The sequence below is a fragment of the Agrobacterium sp. 22-210-1 genome (assembly GCF_053522525.1).
Map to the genome: position 1 here is coordinate 1,529,694 of NZ_JBNWCI010000001.1, position 15,340 is coordinate 1,545,033.

Annotated in this window: 11 protein-coding genes; 4 read left to right on the forward strand and 7 right to left on the reverse strand. The window is 58.7% G+C overall.

Going from position 1 to position 15,340, the window contains the following annotated elements:
* Positions 1 to 61 precede the first annotated feature (61 nt).
* The 4 genes from ACQZ5F_RS07665 to ACQZ5F_RS07680 all read right to left on the reverse strand — a co-directional run bounded on the left by ACQZ5F_RS07665 (position 62) and on the right by ACQZ5F_RS07680 (position 5,673).
* Positions 62 to 670 carry a response regulator transcription factor gene (locus ACQZ5F_RS07665; RefSeq protein WP_137083972.1) on the reverse strand — a complete coding sequence of 203 codons (609 nt, stop codon included), beginning with the start codon at positions 668 to 670 and terminating at the stop codon, positions 62 to 64.
* A complete protein-coding gene (locus ACQZ5F_RS07670) occupies positions 667 to 2,331 on the reverse strand; it encodes a sensor histidine kinase (RefSeq protein WP_448730566.1) in 1,665 nt (554 codons plus the stop codon). Before ACQZ5F_RS07670 ends, ACQZ5F_RS07665 begins: the two co-directional genes overlap by 4 nt.
* A gap of 163 nt (positions 2,332 to 2,494) precedes the next feature.
* The gene (locus ACQZ5F_RS07675) at positions 2,495 to 4,432 is read right to left on the reverse strand and encodes an EAL domain-containing protein (protein WP_225339968.1); all 1,938 of its coding nucleotides are present in this window, start codon (positions 4,430 to 4,432) and stop codon (positions 2,495 to 2,497) included.
* Between the two features lie 113 nt (positions 4,433 to 4,545).
* Positions 4,546 to 5,673, reverse strand: a complete 1,128-nt coding sequence (locus ACQZ5F_RS07680; protein WP_225339969.1) for a GGDEF domain-containing protein — start codon at positions 5,671 to 5,673, stop codon at positions 4,546 to 4,548.
* Between the two features lie 393 nt (positions 5,674 to 6,066).
* Here ACQZ5F_RS07680 and ACQZ5F_RS07685 point away from each other — a divergent pair, with 393 nt between their 5' ends.
* Positions 6,067 to 6,993, forward strand: coding sequence for a Gfo/Idh/MocA family protein (locus tag ACQZ5F_RS07685; RefSeq protein WP_046798822.1), 927 nt, complete (start codon positions 6,067 to 6,069; stop codon positions 6,991 to 6,993).
* A 31-nt stretch (positions 6,994 to 7,024) separates the two neighbouring features.
* Here the strand turns inward: ACQZ5F_RS07685 and ACQZ5F_RS07690 are convergent, their stop codons facing one another.
* The 3 genes from ACQZ5F_RS07690 to ACQZ5F_RS07700 all read right to left on the reverse strand — a co-directional run bounded on the left by ACQZ5F_RS07690 (position 7,025) and on the right by ACQZ5F_RS07700 (position 10,181).
* Entirely contained in the window at positions 7,025 to 8,053 is a 1,029-nt protein-coding gene (locus tag ACQZ5F_RS07690; RefSeq protein WP_225340006.1) for a sensor domain-containing diguanylate cyclase, read from the reverse strand.
* 159 nt (positions 8,054 to 8,212) lie between these two features.
* Entirely contained in the window at positions 8,213 to 8,662 is a 450-nt protein-coding gene (locus ACQZ5F_RS07695; protein WP_052820355.1) for a DNA polymerase III subunit chi, read from the reverse strand.
* 25 nt (positions 8,663 to 8,687) lie between these two features.
* Positions 8,688 to 10,181: a leucyl aminopeptidase gene (locus tag ACQZ5F_RS07700; RefSeq protein WP_225340007.1), complete on the reverse strand. Its 1,494-nt coding sequence runs from the start codon at positions 10,179 to 10,181 to the stop codon at positions 8,688 to 8,690.
* A 331-nt stretch (positions 10,182 to 10,512) separates the two neighbouring features.
* Here ACQZ5F_RS07700 and lptF point away from each other — a divergent pair, with 331 nt between their 5' ends.
* The 3 genes from lptF to ACQZ5F_RS07715 are packed head-to-tail and all read left to right on the forward strand — an operon-like array spanning position 10,513 to position 15,148.
* Complete coding sequence (lptF, locus tag ACQZ5F_RS07705; protein WP_052820354.1) at positions 10,513 to 11,682, forward strand: LPS export ABC transporter permease LptF; 1,170 nt, start codon at positions 10,513 to 10,515, stop codon at positions 11,680 to 11,682.
* Positions 11,679 to 12,767, forward strand: a complete 1,089-nt coding sequence (gene lptG, locus ACQZ5F_RS07710; protein ID WP_046798818.1) for an LPS export ABC transporter permease LptG — start codon at positions 11,679 to 11,681, stop codon at positions 12,765 to 12,767. The genes lptF and lptG overlap by 4 nt, the downstream gene beginning before the upstream one ends.
* Positions 12,767 to 15,148 carry an LPS-assembly protein LptD gene (locus tag ACQZ5F_RS07715; protein ID WP_046798817.1) on the forward strand — a complete coding sequence of 794 codons (2,382 nt, stop codon included), beginning with the start codon at positions 12,767 to 12,769 and terminating at the stop codon, positions 15,146 to 15,148. Before lptG ends, ACQZ5F_RS07715 begins: the two co-directional genes overlap by 1 nt.
* Positions 15,149 to 15,340: the final 192 nt, after the last annotated feature.

Sequence of the window (15,340 nt, forward strand, 5' to 3'; positions counted from 1 at the left end):
TCAACCTAGGCAAATAAAACGCGGCTGCGAATCCGTAAGCCTTGCCGGGTGGTCAGTAGTTCTACCGATCTTCGCCGGCTTCCAGCCACAGCCTTGTCATTTCCGCCTGCGAGGTCGTGCCAAGCTTGAGCCCGATGGCGGCGCGATGGCTGTCGACCGTGCGCGGTGACAGGCCGAGCCCATCGGCGATCTGGCGGGTGGTGAAACCGAGTGCGATGCGTTCCAGTATCTCGCGCTCACGCGCGGTCAGAAGCGACAGAAGCGCCACCGTTTCCGCCTGCAATGCCCTTGCATCCAGCGTGCGGGCAAGTGTGCGGTGCGCCTTCTGTATCGCGTCGATGAGATCCTGTTCATCCACGGGCTTCGACAGAAAATCCACGGCGCCGTTGCGGAAGGCGCGGCGGCAGGCTTCAATATTTCCGTGGCCAGAAATGATGATGACCGGCCAGTCGATGCCTTCCTCCACAAGCTTTTCCTGAAGCTTCAGGCCGGTAATGGCCGGCATTCGGATGTCGAGGATCAGGCATCCCGGCTCCAGACCCGGCAAATGGCTGAGGAAAACCGTCGGATCAGCAAAACCCTTTGCCTTGATGCTGACCGTGGACAAAAGCAATATCAGTGCTTTGCGCACGGCATCATCATCATCAACCAGATAGACGGGCAGCGTCATGTTTTCGTTGCCTCCATCGTGACTGGCAGGACGACGCGGAACAAGGCGCCGTTTTCCTGCTCGACTGAGAGTATTTCGCCGCCGGCGCGCTCCACCAGCCGCTGGCTGAGCGCGAGACCAAGTCCCATGCCGTTGTTTTTGGTGGTTGCGAAGGGGGTAAAAAGCCGGTCGCGCAATTGCGGTTCCACGCCGGGGCCGTTATCGGCGACTTCGAACAGGGCAAGATCGCCCTCGCGGGTGAGCGTCGCAGTGATTACACCTTTCCCCTCGGCACCGGCCAGCGCATCAAGGGCATTACGCAGCAGATTGAACATCACCTGCTCCATTTCTACCGGATCAACCCGAACCAGAAGCGGCACCTCTGGCTGCCGGATATCTATGACGACCTGTTGGCGCGCCGCCTCACCGGTCAGAAGTGCATCGACATTACGCAGCGCAACGCGCAGGTCATGGGCCGTGGCCGGATGGCGATGCGGCAGCGACCAGTTGCGGAAACGGTCGAGCATGTTGGCGGCGCATCGCGCCTGCTCGATCATATCGTCCAGCGCACCGGAAAGCGTTGCGACATCCTGACGGGCGAGAAGCCGTCGCCCGGCCTGCGCCTGCGCCAGGATTGCCGTCAAGGGCTGCGTCAGCTCATGAGCAAGGCCGCTCGCCATCTCCCCCAGCGCATTGACCCGCGAGGCATGGGTCAGTCTCGCCTCCATGCCGCTCAGCTCTGCCCGCCTTTCGGCTGCGCGTATACGCGTTCTCTGCCTCGCCATCACGATGCCGAACACAAAAAGGATGCTGGCGCCGGCCAGCACCGCCAGCAGGGTGCGGCCCGGCAGAAGTTCACGCCAGGTGATGGGAAGCGCCACTTCCAGAAGCAGCGGCTGGCTGGCACTGCTCAGCTGCCGGGCATATTGCGGCTCTACGGGCAGTTGCGGCGGGCCGTATAACAGGGTGCCATCCGGCATTTTCAGGCGGATCACCGCCCGTTGCGCCAACCAGAAGGGGGCATCGGATGCCAGCAGCCGTGCCGCATCGACGGCCAGCACCAGCGCCTGCCGTGCCGTCTCGCTGTTGGGGCTGCGCTTGACGATGAGATAATGGCCAGGCCTCAGCGTACTTGCCAGCAATGCGGGCTTGCCCGTAAACACCGATGCCGCGTTGCGGATGTCTGCCGCCAGTTCATTTTCCAGCGGTCTCGTGCCAGCTGCAGGACCACCCTCCATCAACGAGACCAGCTGGACTTCATCGATGCGCGGGTAAAATTGCAGAATGGGTGCGGCGATGGCGAGCAGCAGGCCGTGATCCGATCCCTGTTCCGCCTGCGCCACCGCCGAAAGCGCCGTCACATGCGCATCATGCTGATCCGCCCGGCGCGTAGCCTCGGCCTGCAAGGCGTCGCTCTGCCGCTCCAGTTCGCCAAGCAGGCTGACATATTGATAGGCCGCCAGGGCGGACACGACCGCCACCATCAATAACAGCCAGACGATGATCACCCTGAGAAACGGCCAGGTGGCCGCAGGACGTAGATCACCCGACGGTGGTCTATGGCCGGATACGGCATCGGCGATGGTGCGCAGCGATTGCGTGACGCTGCCCGCGCCTGCCCTCATTGCCTCCGGCGGCGATTTGCCGGAATGCCTGTTCCATGCGTCGTTGTTTTCAAGCATCTGTTCGCTCGCTCGACCGGAAAACACGGCCGGAACATTGGTTCGTCATACAACCACTCAGCACAGACTGGCCAAACATTCAATCCGGCTGAAATAGGCTCCCCTGCCGCTCGCGCTGGAATTCGCTCATGTCATGCCGCGTCGTAAGCCTTTCGGAAACGCTCTAGGCGCATTCCCTGCGAGGCTGCAAACGATCGAGCGGTACAGCGGGCGAATAGAGATAACCCTGACCGAAACGGATGCCCATCTGCATGAGAAGCCGGCTCTGCTCCTCCGTTTCTATGCCTTCCGTCACCAGCTTGGCGCCGTAACGCTCAGCGCTTTCGAATGCCAGCGCGATGGCGTCCTTGAAGCGGGACTGATTTAGCCTGGAGGTCATCCAGTGGTCGATCTTGACCTCTTCGAAGGGGAACCTCGCAAGCAGAGTGAGCGCGGCATAACCGGTGCCGAAATCATCAAGCGACAGCCGCACGCCTGCTTCGCTCAGCCTGTCGAAATTCTGCTGCACGATGTCGATCGCCGGTACACGGCTCATCTCCGTCACCTCGATCGACAGCCGATGCGCAGGAACCGCCATTTCACCCAGGAACGCCACGACCCGGTCTCCGAAACGCGGGGTCGAAAATGACGAGGCGGAAATATTCACCGCCAGATGAAAATCCGGCTCAAGGCTCCGCAGATTGCTGAGGTCGCGGACGACCGCCTCGATCGTCGACCACTCGAATTCCACCAGCAGACGGTGGCGCTCGGCAATCTCCAGCACGTAATAGGGCGAAAGCGCCTGCCCGCGCGCATCGGTTGCCCGCAGAAGCGCCTCGGCGCCAATCATGCGGCGATTGTGCATTTCAAATTTCGGCTGATAACATATGGGCGGCCTGCCGGATTTGATCCAGTTGACCAGCATCTGCCGCACCCCTTCGTCCCGTGTCGCTTTCTCGGCGAAGGAAAAGGGGAAAATCTGCACCGGATTATCGCTTCCTTTCAGCGCCAGGCTGAGATGCCTGAGAAAGGACGCCACGTTCTGCCGGGAAAGCATGTCCAGATTGGCCGCGCCGATCTTCAGATGCGGCACCGGCCCCGCCTCCGCGGACCGGCAAAATGCGCTCAGCCCGTCATGGAGATGCATCATCAGTCGGGCGCTTTCAGACTTTTCCAGCGAAACTCCTTCGATGACCACCGCAAGCGTCGTATCGCCGAACATGAAGCTGCGCGGTGCATTGGAGGGCGACAGCAGGCTGTTGTCGCCGTCGCATACCTCCCGCGCCAGCCGCGGCCAGAAAAGATCGGCCCAGTCCTCGCCTTCGCAGGCGGCGACATCGGAAATATTGACGATCTCGATCAGAACGAGAGCATGCGAAACGGCCGGCTCGTGCCGCATCGCCGTTTCGATATGGTCCTTGAGGGCGCGCCTGTTGGGCAGGCCCGTCAATGAATCCGTCCGGGCGGCGGTTTCGCGTCTCCTCACCTCTTCCCGCGCCCGCGCTTCGCTGCGTAGCACAACGAACAGACATACAATCATCGGCAGACCGACGACTGAGCCGAAGATGCGTCGCCCGAGACCACTGAGATACAACTCCTGATCTATCAGGCTGAGAATATAGAGTACAGACAAGGCGAGCAAAGCCGCGGAAATCCTGACCGCGAATACACCGGTCATCTCCCATATACCGAGTTCAGCAAGACGACGCCTGCGTAACCAGCCATACATCATGATCCCGCAAACCGAGATGATGCTCATATCCAGAAGGGCGGCGCCGAAGAGCGAAGGGCCGCCGAACGCAAGGCGTCCAGCGGAGACAAGCACCAGGCTAATCAACCCGCCTTGCCAAGACCCCAGCACCCCGGCCAGGAAAAGCAGATCGGACCGAATATAGGGTTTGGAAGGCAGCTTGATGAATTCGGACACCAGCAACGTCAAGAGAAACCCGGTCGCACCGAAAACGATGCCGTAGTAGATCTTATAACGCGGATCATCGAGGGCTATGTCTCGCCGCAGAAGGATCAGCACGGATACCATGCCGACGACGGCGGCCGCCTGGAGCAGCAGGAATGGAAGCTCGGCGGCAGCGGCCGCCGCCTGAACGGCGATCAATTCCATCATCTGCAAATCCCCGGTTATTATTGGTTCTGCCGCCGGAATTCCGGCGTTCGCCTTTCACAATTCCCGTATCTGCGAGGACGGACTATAACACATAGCCCGCCGCCACGGCCGGCCTATATTGCGCCCGCAGTTCGCATCCCGGCAAGATTCTCCGGAGCGGCAATCGCTCCGGACTGCGCGGCGGCCAGCACCAACCTGTCGCGTCCCTGATGCTTCGCCTCATACAGTGCTTCATCCGCGCGGTTCAGCATGTCCTGTATTGTCTCCAGGCCATCGTCGGAAACGGCTATTCCGAGACTGACCGTGACGACAGCCTGTCCGTCCGGGCGATTGGGGTGAGGTATCGCCTCCCCCGACACCGCCGATCTTAGCCTTTCACCAACGGCAAGGGCTGCGGATACGACGCAATTGTCGAGCAGGACCACAAATTCCTCGCCGCCATAACGCGCAACGAAACTTCTGTCACCATCATCCCTGCGCAGGGCGGCGCGCAGCCTGCCGGCAATCGCGCGCAGACAGTCATCACCAGCCACATGCCCTTCTGAATCATTGTAGTTCTTGAAATAATCGACATCGAGGAGAATGAGCGCACGTGGCCTGCTGGTGCCGGAAATCTCGCGCGCTGCCTGATCAAAACTGCGGCGGTTGCGAATACCCGTCAGTTGATCGGTATTGGAAAGCTGCTGCAGGTCCCGATTGGCGCTTTGAATTTGCTGAAGCAGCAGCTTTTCGCGCAGCGAAGCCAGATAGTCCCGCCTTTCCACCTGCTCGATACGATAGGCCGCAAACAGCGAGACGGCGCTAATTCCAACGGAACACATGATCGCCGGCAGCTTGGCCACTTCGCTCGTCACGGTGACATATTCCATGCCGATAATGAAAACCACCATGCAGCCGACCGTGCCCATGACCGCAAGCGGAAACGGTTGGCGATGGATCGTATTCATATAGAGAATGACGGTGACGACGCCCATGTAGTATTCGCTGGCCGACGAGGTCCGCGCATTGGCATAGATGAACATGAGCGATGCGACGACCATCATGCAGCCCAGCGCGTGAAGGGCCTCGTGCGCCACCGCATCCGGCCGCATCCCGATCGCATAATACCGTGCCGGAAAATAAAGGAACAGAAGCGGGGTGACGAGAAACAGACGGACCGTCACATCCAGCCAGATGATGTCAGGCACGAGCGTCACATCCACAAGCAGGTAAAGATTGTAGAGCACGACGCCAAAAATCAAGGCATATGTATTGAACTGACGGCTGCTTTCATTGACTCTCTGAAGGAAGCCGGACGAACGGTCATTTCCAAATAAAACCACCATGCACCTGCTGTTGGAAAATTTATTCAAGCGAAATCTAAAATTATTACCGATGTTCACTGAATATACATGAAAAAATCAGACTTTGAACTATCTGAAAATATAAATAACACTTAAAAATCCAAAAAATATTTACATTTCTCAAACACTACATATTCCAGGAATACTAAAACCGAAAAATATGTTATGGAATTACAGTCTAAAAAAAGACGTTCCGCCCGGAAACGATCACCTTGCTCCTTCGAGCGTTTCTGCTAAAAACTTGTAAAAATCACACTTTATCCCATACAGCACTCAGACGGGTTCCACTTCATGTCAGCCACCAAGCTTGCCATCGTCGGCGTCGGAAAAATCGTTCGCGACCAGCATCTTCCCGCCATTGCAGGCAATCCGGATTTTGAATTGATCTGCACCGCAAGCCGTCACGGCACCGTGGACGGCGTCGCGTCCTATGGCACGATTGAGGCCATGCTGGAGGCTGTGCCTGATATCGATGCCGTGTCGCTGTGCATGCCGCCGCAATATCGTTACGAGGCGGCTTACGCGGCGCTGAATGCCGGCAAGCACGTCTTTCTCGAAAAGCCGCCGGGCGCGACGCTTTCCGAGGTGCAGGATCTCGTCCGCCTTGCGGATTCCAAGGGACTTTCGCTGTTTGCAAGCTGGCATTCGCGTTACGCGCCGGCGGTGGAAGCGGCCAAGGCGTTTCTGGCTTCCACAAATATCGACAGCGTGCATGTGATCTGGAAAGAGGATGTACGCCACTGGCACCCGAACCAGGCATGGATCTGGCAGGCGGGTGGCCTTGGCGTTTTCGACCCCGGCATCAACGCACTTTCCATCATCACCCATATCCTGCCCCGCGCGCTGTTCCTGACCAAGGCCACGCTGGAATTCCCGGAAAACCGCGACGCGCCGATCGCTGCTGACCTGCATTTTTCCGACGTGACGAAAATGCCTTTGCGTGCCGAGTTCGACTGGCGCCAGACCGGCAAGCAGAGCTGGGATATCGTTGCCGAAACGGCCGGCGGACGAATGGTGCTTTCGGAAGGCGGCGCCAAGCTCTCGATCAACGGCGAAGACAAACTCACCGCGCCCGAGCGGGAATATCCAGCGCTTTATGAGCGTTTTGCCGAGATCATCAAGGCGGGCCGCTCAGACGTCGATCTTGCGCCGCTGACGCATGTGGCCGACGCCTTCCTGCTTGGCCGCCACAAGTTCGTGGATTCATTCTACGACTGAGAAGCCGAAAGAATTTCGGACGACAGATGCATCAAAGGGCGCGGCTGACGAAACGGTCGCGCCCTGATTTTTTTGCCTGATATAGCGCCTCATCGACGCTGCGCAACAGTGTGGCGCGATCCGCGCCCGCCTGCGGGGCAATCGCGCCGCCGATGCTGAGACGCGCGCCGACCGCCTGTCCATCGACATCGAAGGTTTCGCGGAAGGCGGCCAGAAGCCGGTCCGCCATCCCATTCATCACCTCAGGGGTGCCGGGATGGGGCATGAAAATGGCAAATTCGTCACCACCCATGCGCACCACCGTATCCCCACTACGGATCGCGTTGCGGATGCGCGCGGCGGCGACGGTCAGCACCCGGTCACCCGCCGGATGGCCGAACGTATCGTTGATCGTCTTGAAGCCGTCCAGATCGAGATAAAGCACGCCGAAGGTCTCGTTTTCCCGCAGAGCCGCGCCGAGTTGGCTATCGACAATCGCCTCCAGCGCCTTGCGATTATAAAAACCGGTCAGCGGATCGGTCATCGCCGCATCGCGCAATTCGCGCTCGGCAAGGCTCATGGTGAAGTTGGCCTTCTGGAGACGCAGGAGTGCAGCCGCCAGCAGCGCGAAATGCTTCAGATTGTCAATTTCGTTGTGGGAGAATTTTCTCGGCATCGTATCGACGAGGCAAAAGGCGCCAACGACAAGACCCGGTTCCAGCTCGATCGGCGCGCCGGCATAGGAACGCAATTCCGGACCGCCTTTGACATAGGGCATGAAGCGGAAATCCGGGTGCTGGGTCAGATCGGAAATGACAACCACGTCCTGCCTGGCAATGACGCGGGTGCAGATCGACAGATCGCGCGGGCATTCCGACAGCTGCATTCCGGCCTGTTCGGCGATATGGAGCCAATCCTCATCGATGATGTGGACAGCCGCACGCGGGACGTCAAAGACGCCCTGCCCCAATCGAGACAAAACTTCCAGTTCCGGCATCTCGGCATTCTTGAAGGACATGATGGACCGCACCGCGACCAGACGCTCCATTTCTCCGTCCGGCCTTGAAATCGCCTGCCCCATGATGATGTCCTTCCGCTGTTTCGGCCGTGCCAACGCCACCCTCAGCAACCCGCCGGGCGGATCAGACGGCCATGCGTTCGATTCGGCCCATCATGCAAAAACCGGCAGGCGACGCCACATGCGAATTTTTGCCGGTCTATTTGTGTGAGAACCCTTCGATCAGGCCTTTTTCTGCCAGCGGCCTTCCGGCGATTGCTGCCAATAGGTCAGCGCGTGGCCTTCGGTCTTCAGACTTTTCCAGTGGTTTCGCGCCATTTCAAGCTGATAGGCATCATATCCGTCGAACATGAAGACGACGCGCTCATAGGCCTCCACCGCCGGCGGTTCGGCACCGTCCACCAGAAATCGGACATTTGCGCCGTTGCCATTGACTTCCGAGGCTGTCAGGAGAATCGGCTGGCTTTGCGGCGCCGGAGACGCATCCGTGGCGTGCGGCAGAAAACTGTCGTCACGAAAGGTCCACAGATGCGCGTCGAGAAAATCGCGGCGCTCCTCATCCACCGTCTGGATCGCGACCTTCCAGCCGCGTTCCAGCGATTTTTCGAGCAAAGGCGGCAGCGCATCCTCGAGCTTCGATTCCGTCAGATGGTAGAACAGAATTTCAGTCATCCGCAGATCTCGAACTCCGCTCGCATCAATCTTCGTAATGGGCGCGAACGAGTTCGTTCAAAAGCCGCACGCCGTAGCCCGATCCCCAGGACTGGTTGATCTCGGTCATGGGCGATCCCATCGCTGTGCCGGCAATATCGAGATGCGCCCACGGCGTTTCACCCACGAAGCGCTTGAGGAACTGCGCGGCGGTGACGGAACCGGCCAAGCGACCCGAGCTGTTCTTCATGTCGGCGAATTTGGAATCGATGATCTTGTCGTAATCCTTGCCGAGCGGCATGCGCCACAGCTTTTCGGCCGTCGCGTCACCGGCCTGGGCAAGACGCGCAGCAAGCTCGTCGTCATTGCAGAAAAGGCCGGCCTGAAGATTGCCGAGCGCAACCGTGATCGCGCCTGTGAGAGTGGCAAGGTTGATCATGAATTTCGGGCTGAAACGCTCCTTGGTGTACCAGAGCGCATCAGCCAGAACCAGGCGGCCTTCGGCATCGGTATTGATGATCTCGATGGTCTGGCCGGACATGGACGTGACGATGTCGCCCGGACGCTGGGCATTGCCATCGGGCATGTTTTCCACGAGACCGATAACGCCGATGACATTTGCCTTCGCCTTGCGGGCCGCAAGCGCATGCATCAGGCCGGTCACGGCGGCAGCGCCGCCCATGTCGCCCTTCATGTCTTCCATATTGAGGCCGGGTTTGAGCGAAATGCCGCCGGTATCAAAAACGACGCCCTTGCCGACGAAAGCAATGGGTTCATCCTTCTTGGAACCGCCGTTCCATTGCATGACGGCAAGCCGGGGCGGACGGGCCGAGCCCTGCGCCACGCCGAGAAGCGCGTTCATGCCAAGCTTCTTCAAGTCCTTTTCGCCGAGAATCTCGACATCAACACCCAGCTTGCGCAGCTCTTCCGCCCTTTCGGCGAATTCGACGGGGCCGAGAACGTTCGGCGGCAGGTTGACAAGGTCGCGCGCCAGGAGAACGCCGCCCGCGACAGCCTCGGAGACGGCAAAGGCCTTTTCCGCTTCCTGATGAGCGGCCGTGACGATGACGATATCGACTTTCTTCGGGGTCTTTTCGTCGTCGGATTTTTTCTTGGTCTTGTAGGCATCGAAACTATAGGCGCGCAGCAGAAGGCCGAGCGCGAAATCCGCAGCGGCCTGCGCGCTGGTTTCCACGCCCGGAGCGTCGAGATAGATGGCGACCTTGTCTGCCTTGCGGAAATTGGCGGCGGCAGTGCCGCCGGCACGCAGCCAGTCATGTGCGACAAGTTTCGCCGGCTTGCCGAGGCCGATGACGAGCAACCGGTCGGCGCTCGACCCCTGCGGCGCAATCACATCGAGAGTCGTCATGGATTTTGCGGCAAATCCCGCAATCTTCGCCGCCCTCTCGATCACTCCACCCGGATCGGCCTCGGACGCACCGGCGGCAGCCTGCGCCTCACCGGAGGCTTGCAGCACAACGGCCAGGGAATTTTCAAGCGAAGCGGAATTGGCGAAAGAAATATCGAATTTGGCGGACATGTTTTCCTGCTCTTCATGGTCAAATTGCATGATGCGCACGATCATGGCCTTTTCAGCCCCCGGCGCAACCCTACATTTTTTAAGGCCTGCATTGTTTAAAGGCAGACATTCCTTAAAGGTCCACATTCGTTAAAGGAATGACATTTTTGCGGATGGGCCGATTACGTCATGAAACCGACAGCTTGTTCCACAAAAAGACACAGGCGATGGAAAAATCGTCGTGCAAAACATATTTGTGAGCACGCCGGAATAGCCAATTGCAAACGATGCGATTAGATAGGCGGAAATCCGGCGGGCAAGCGCACGGGAAAACAATGTCGAACAGGGCCGTATGAAGCTTCTCGAGAACTATATCCTGCGGCGGACAACGCAGATGTTTCTGGTCGCGCTGTTGCCGGTGCTGGCCATCATCTGGACCATCCAGGTTCTCCAGAGAATCAATCTCGTCACCGATACAGGCCAGTCGATGGGTTCCTTCATGGCGCTCGCGACCCTGATCCTGCCGACGCTGATCCCCGTTGTGCTGCCTTTCGCCCTCGTCATCGGCATCACCCAGACATTTACGGCGATGAACAATGATTCCGAGCTTGCCATCATCGATGCGGCAGGATCGCCGCGTTCGGTGATGTTTCGCCCGGTTCTCATTCTGGCCGCCGTACTGAGCGCGCTTTCCTTCACCATCACCAATTTCATCGAGCCGCCGGCGCGTAACTCCGCCCGGCAGATGGTGGCCGCGGCCTATGCCGACCTCCTGTCCTCGGTGATCGAAGAAAAGACCTTCCGCACCATTCAGGACGGTCTCTATGTGCAGATCGCCCAGCGGCAGGGCCGTATCCTCAAGGGCCTGTTCGTCGCCGACCGCCGCGATCCGAATTTCGATCTCATCTATTATGCCAAGGAAGGCATGATCGATGAGAGCGGCACATCGCTGACCATGCGCGACGGCGAAGTGCAGCAGAAGACCCCTGATGGCAAGGTGTCGATTGTCAAGTTCCTGTCCTATGCCTTCGATCTTTCGACCATGTCGGAAAAGCAGGATTCCGAACCCTCGCTGTCTCCGGGCGATGCCAGCCTCGGCTTCCTTTTGTCGCCAGATGAGAACAATGCGAGTTACAAGCGGTCTCCGGAAAACTTCCGCAGCGAGCTGCACAAGCGCCTGTCGGACTGGATGTTCGCCTTTGCCTTCGCGCTGATCTCGCTGGTCATCGCCGCCGATGCCCGTTCGCATCGCGAGGCGCGCATGCACCCGATGGTCGCCGCGCTGGTGACGGCCTTCATGCTGCGCTGGCTTGGTTTTTACGTCACCAACCAGGTCAAGCAGAGCGCGGCCTTCATTCCGCTGGTCTATGCCGTGCCGGGTCTCAGCGGCGCTGCGGCCGCCTTCATCCTGATAACCGGTCGCAAGCCGAAGATACCGAAGATTATCGCGGATGCGGCTGGCCGCATGCGTCGCCTGTTCTCCAGCCGGCTGGCACGCAATTCGGGGAGCGGCAACGCATGATTTTCAACACCCTCGCCCGGTATTTCCTGAAACGATATCTGATGACGGCCGTCTGGTTCGTGCTCGGCGTATCGTCGATCATCTATCTCGCGGATTTCAGCGAGACGGCAAGGCGCATGTCCAGTGTGCCGGGCTATTCGGTTCCGGGCGCACTTGGCCTCACAGCACTTCGGCTGCCGCTGATCCTGCAGCAGACCGTTCCCTTCATCGCCCTTTTCGTGGGCATGACGACGCTGATCTCGCTCAATCGACGTTACGAACTGGTTGTCACGCGCGCAGCAGGTGTTTCCGCCTGGCAATTCATCCTTCCCTTCGTCCTGGGATCGGTCCTTCTCGGTATTCTGTCCGTCGTCGTTCTGAACCCCATCGCCGCATGGGGCCAGAACCGGTCGCTGGCTATGGAAGCGGGATGGCGCAACGAAGCCAATGGCGGCCGCCAGCAGCAGATCATTCCATGGATGCGTCAGGCGAGCGGCGGCCAGGACACGATTATCGGCGCCAAGAGCTTCGAGGACAACGGAACGATGCTGCTCGATGTGGTTCTGATCCACCTCGACAAGGACGGAAACATCGTCTCGCGGCAGGATGCCAAGTCGGCTAAATTGGAAGATGGTTACTGGCTTCTTAACGGCGTTACGGAAACCCGCGCCGGACATGTGCCAGTTCGACAAGAGAGCACGCGGATCAGTACCAATCTGAGACGGGAATTCGTGCAGGAACGCATGACGCAGACGGAAACCGTTGCTTTCTTTGATCTTTCTCACAAGATCGAAGTTGCAAAGTCTTTTGGACTGTCTTCAAAAGCGCTTGAGACGCAGTATCATTTCCTGCTATCGACGCCCCTGCTTCTGGTTGCGATGACCTTGATCGCCGCGACCGTTTCATTAAAGTTCAGCCGCTTCGCCCAATCGCGCTCCGTGATTCTGGGTGGAATCGTTTCCGGCTTCGTGCTTTATGTAGTAACCGTGCTCGTAAGGGCATTCGGGAGTGGTGGTGTTGTCCCTCCCACCGTCGCGGTCTGGGTTCCAGTCGTCGTGGCGTTGGCTTTGGGGGCAACCATTCTGCTTCATCAGGAGGACGGCTAGTGGCGGTAATTGACCGCGGGAATATCAGGCGGCTTTGGACGGCCCTTCTGACGGGTGCCGCTGTGTGCGCGTATTTGGCATCAAGCCCGGTCGCTTTCGGCCAGGGCGGGGTGCTTGCGTCGGCAAGCCAAGACGATTCGAAACTCCTGCTTACAGCAAATGAACTGACCTATAATCGCGACTCCCAGCGCGTCATTGCGAAGGGCGTGGTTCGCATGAAATATTCGGGCTACCGCATGGTGGCCCAGCAAGTGGAATATAATCAGCAGACCGGCCGCGTCATCGCGCATGGCAATATCGAGCTGATAGAGCCCGGCGGCAACAAGATCTATGCCGACGAGATGGACGTTACCGATGACTTCGGTCAGGGTTTCGTCAATGCATTGCGCGTCGAGACTCCGGATAATACCCGCATCGCGGGTGAAAGCGCCGAGCGTCTCGAAGGCGACCTGATGGTCCTCAACAACGGCGTCTATACCGCCTGTCTGCCTTGCGCCGCAAAGCCTGAAAAGGCGCCGCTCTGGCAGGTCAAGGCCGAGCGCGTCGTCCAGGACGGCAAGACCCATACGATCCGGCTGGAAAAAGCCCGTCTGCAGCTTTTTGGCCATTCGATCGCCTATGTGCCGTTCCTGACGGTTCCGGACAATACGGTGAAGCGCAAATCAGGCTTCCTGTTCCCGCAGATGAGCATTACCGACAATCTCGGTTTTGGCATCGGCGTTCCCTATTTCCAGGTCCTTTCCGACACTTCGGATGTGACGGTTACGCCGACCTATTACACGACGCAGGGTCTGCTCTTGCAGGCGGAACTGCGCCAGCGTTTCGAAACCGGCATGCACACGGTCACGGTCGCCGGCATCAGCCAGCTGAAATCCGAAACCTTCACGGCCGGCACCAGCGACGCTCTCAACGACAATCGCGGCATGATCGCCAGCAAGGGCGATTTCAGCATCAATCCGCGCTGGGCATTCGGCTGGGATGCGATGGTGCAGACCGACAACAACTTTTCACGCACGTATGGGCTGAAGGGTTACAAGAACGACGTCCAGACCAACCAGATCTACCTCAGTGGCGCGAGCGCACGAAACAGCTTCGACGCCCGTGGTTATTATTTCAACGTTCAGAATACGGACGATACCGAATCCCAAGAGCGCAAGCAGGCGATCGTTCATCCGGTTGTCGATTACCGTTATTTCGTGCCTGATCCGATCTATGGCGGCGAGCTTTCGCTGACCACCAACCTGACGAGCATCACCCGCCTGAAGCAGGACGCGTACGCTCTGGGCGGATATTCGCGCTTTAACGGACTTGAGGGCGACTATACGCGCCTTTCCACCGAAGCCGAGTGGAAGCGCACCTTCACCATGGATAGCGGTCTGCAGATCACACCGATCCTCGCTGCACGCGGCGATGCGCTGTGGACGGACATGTCTCCGTCGAGCTTTACGTCGGGCGGCACATCTTATGCCTATGAGGGCATGATGCATGACGATGCTGCGTTTCGCGGCATGGTCACCGGCGGTCTGGAAGTGCGTTATCCCTGGCTCTTCACGGCGCTTAACAGCAGCCACGTGATCGAACCGATCGCGCAGATCTTCGTGCGTCCGAACGAGCAATATTCCGGCCGTCTTCCAAACGAAGATGCGCAGGCATTCGTATTCGATGCGACCAACCTGTTCGAGCGTGACAAGTTCTCCGGTTTCGACCGGATCGAGGGCGGTACACGCGCCAATCTTGGCTTCCGCTACAATGGCACGTTTGACAACGGCTACGGCGTTCGCGCCGTTGTCGGCCAGTCTTTCCATCTGGCGGGCGAAAATTCCTTCGCTTCCTATGATCTGGCCAATGTCGGCGCTGATTCCGGTCTCGAATCCGACCGTTCGGACTACGTTGCCATGGCGGCATTCGATGCGCCGATCGGCCTTTCGCTGTCATCAAGCCTGCGTCTCGACAAGGACAACTTCGACATCAACCGGTCGGAGACGGGCCTCAGCTATTCGGATCGCCGCCTTACCGGCAAGGTCAGCTATACGCAGGTCAAGGCGCAGCCGAAATACGGCTACACCGAAGACCGGGATATCGTTCAGGCTTCCGGCATGCTGCGCATGGATGACAACTGGTCGCTATTCGGCTCGATCAATTATGATCTGAACGGAAAATTTGCCTCCGAGCGCCGTATCGGCATTGCCTACCAGGACGAATGCACGATCTTGACGGTCAGCTATTCCAACGAGGGCAACATCAATTCCACTCGGCAGGCCGCCAATGACTGGTCGATCAATGCCCGCCTGGCTTTCCGTACGCTCGGCGACATCAGTGTCGGTTCCGCAAACGAAGACTGGGCCGACATGGATATCGGCTGGAAGCCGAATAATTACTGAGTTTAAAGACGGGTCACGCAGCATCGTGGCCCGTCTTTTTGCCGTTCGGCCAGTAAAAGTCACGGTTTCGCCGCAACAACACGCCAGTGTCGGCCGGGTATAAACCCCTATCGGGTTTTCTTTCAACAAACCGACACATTGCCGTCTTGCGGATCGCGATGATATATACGTGGCAAAATCGCGGCGCTGACG

Bases quoted from the DNA above. Each gene is read 5' to 3' on its own strand.
- ACQZ5F_RS07665 (WP_137083972.1), bottom strand. From the start codon at position 670: ATGACGCTGCCCGTCTATCTGGTTGATGATGATGATGCCGTGCGCAAA.
- ACQZ5F_RS07670 (WP_448730566.1), bottom strand. From the start codon at position 2,331: ATGCTTGAAAACAACGACGCATGGAACAGGCATTCCGGCAAATCGCCG.
- ACQZ5F_RS07675 (WP_225339968.1), bottom strand. From the start codon at position 4,432: ATGATGGAATTGATCGCCGTTCAGGCGGCGGCCGCTGCCGCCGAGCTT.
- ACQZ5F_RS07685 (WP_046798822.1), top strand. From the start codon at position 6,067: ATGTCAGCCACCAAGCTTGCCATCGTCGGCGTCGGAAAAATCGTTCGC.
- ACQZ5F_RS07690 (WP_225340006.1), bottom strand. From the start codon at position 8,053: ATGGGGCAGGCGATTTCAAGGCCGGACGGAGAAATGGAGCGTCTGGTC.
- ACQZ5F_RS07695 (WP_052820355.1), bottom strand. From the start codon at position 8,662: ATGACTGAAATTCTGTTCTACCATCTGACGGAATCGAAGCTCGAGGAT.
- ACQZ5F_RS07700 (WP_225340007.1), bottom strand. From the start codon at position 10,181: ATGTCCGCCAAATTCGATATTTCTTTCGCCAATTCCGCTTCGCTTGAA.
- lptF (WP_052820354.1), top strand. From the start codon at position 10,513: ATGAAGCTTCTCGAGAACTATATCCTGCGGCGGACAACGCAGATGTTT.
- lptG (WP_046798818.1), top strand. From the start codon at position 11,679: ATGATTTTCAACACCCTCGCCCGGTATTTCCTGAAACGATATCTGATG.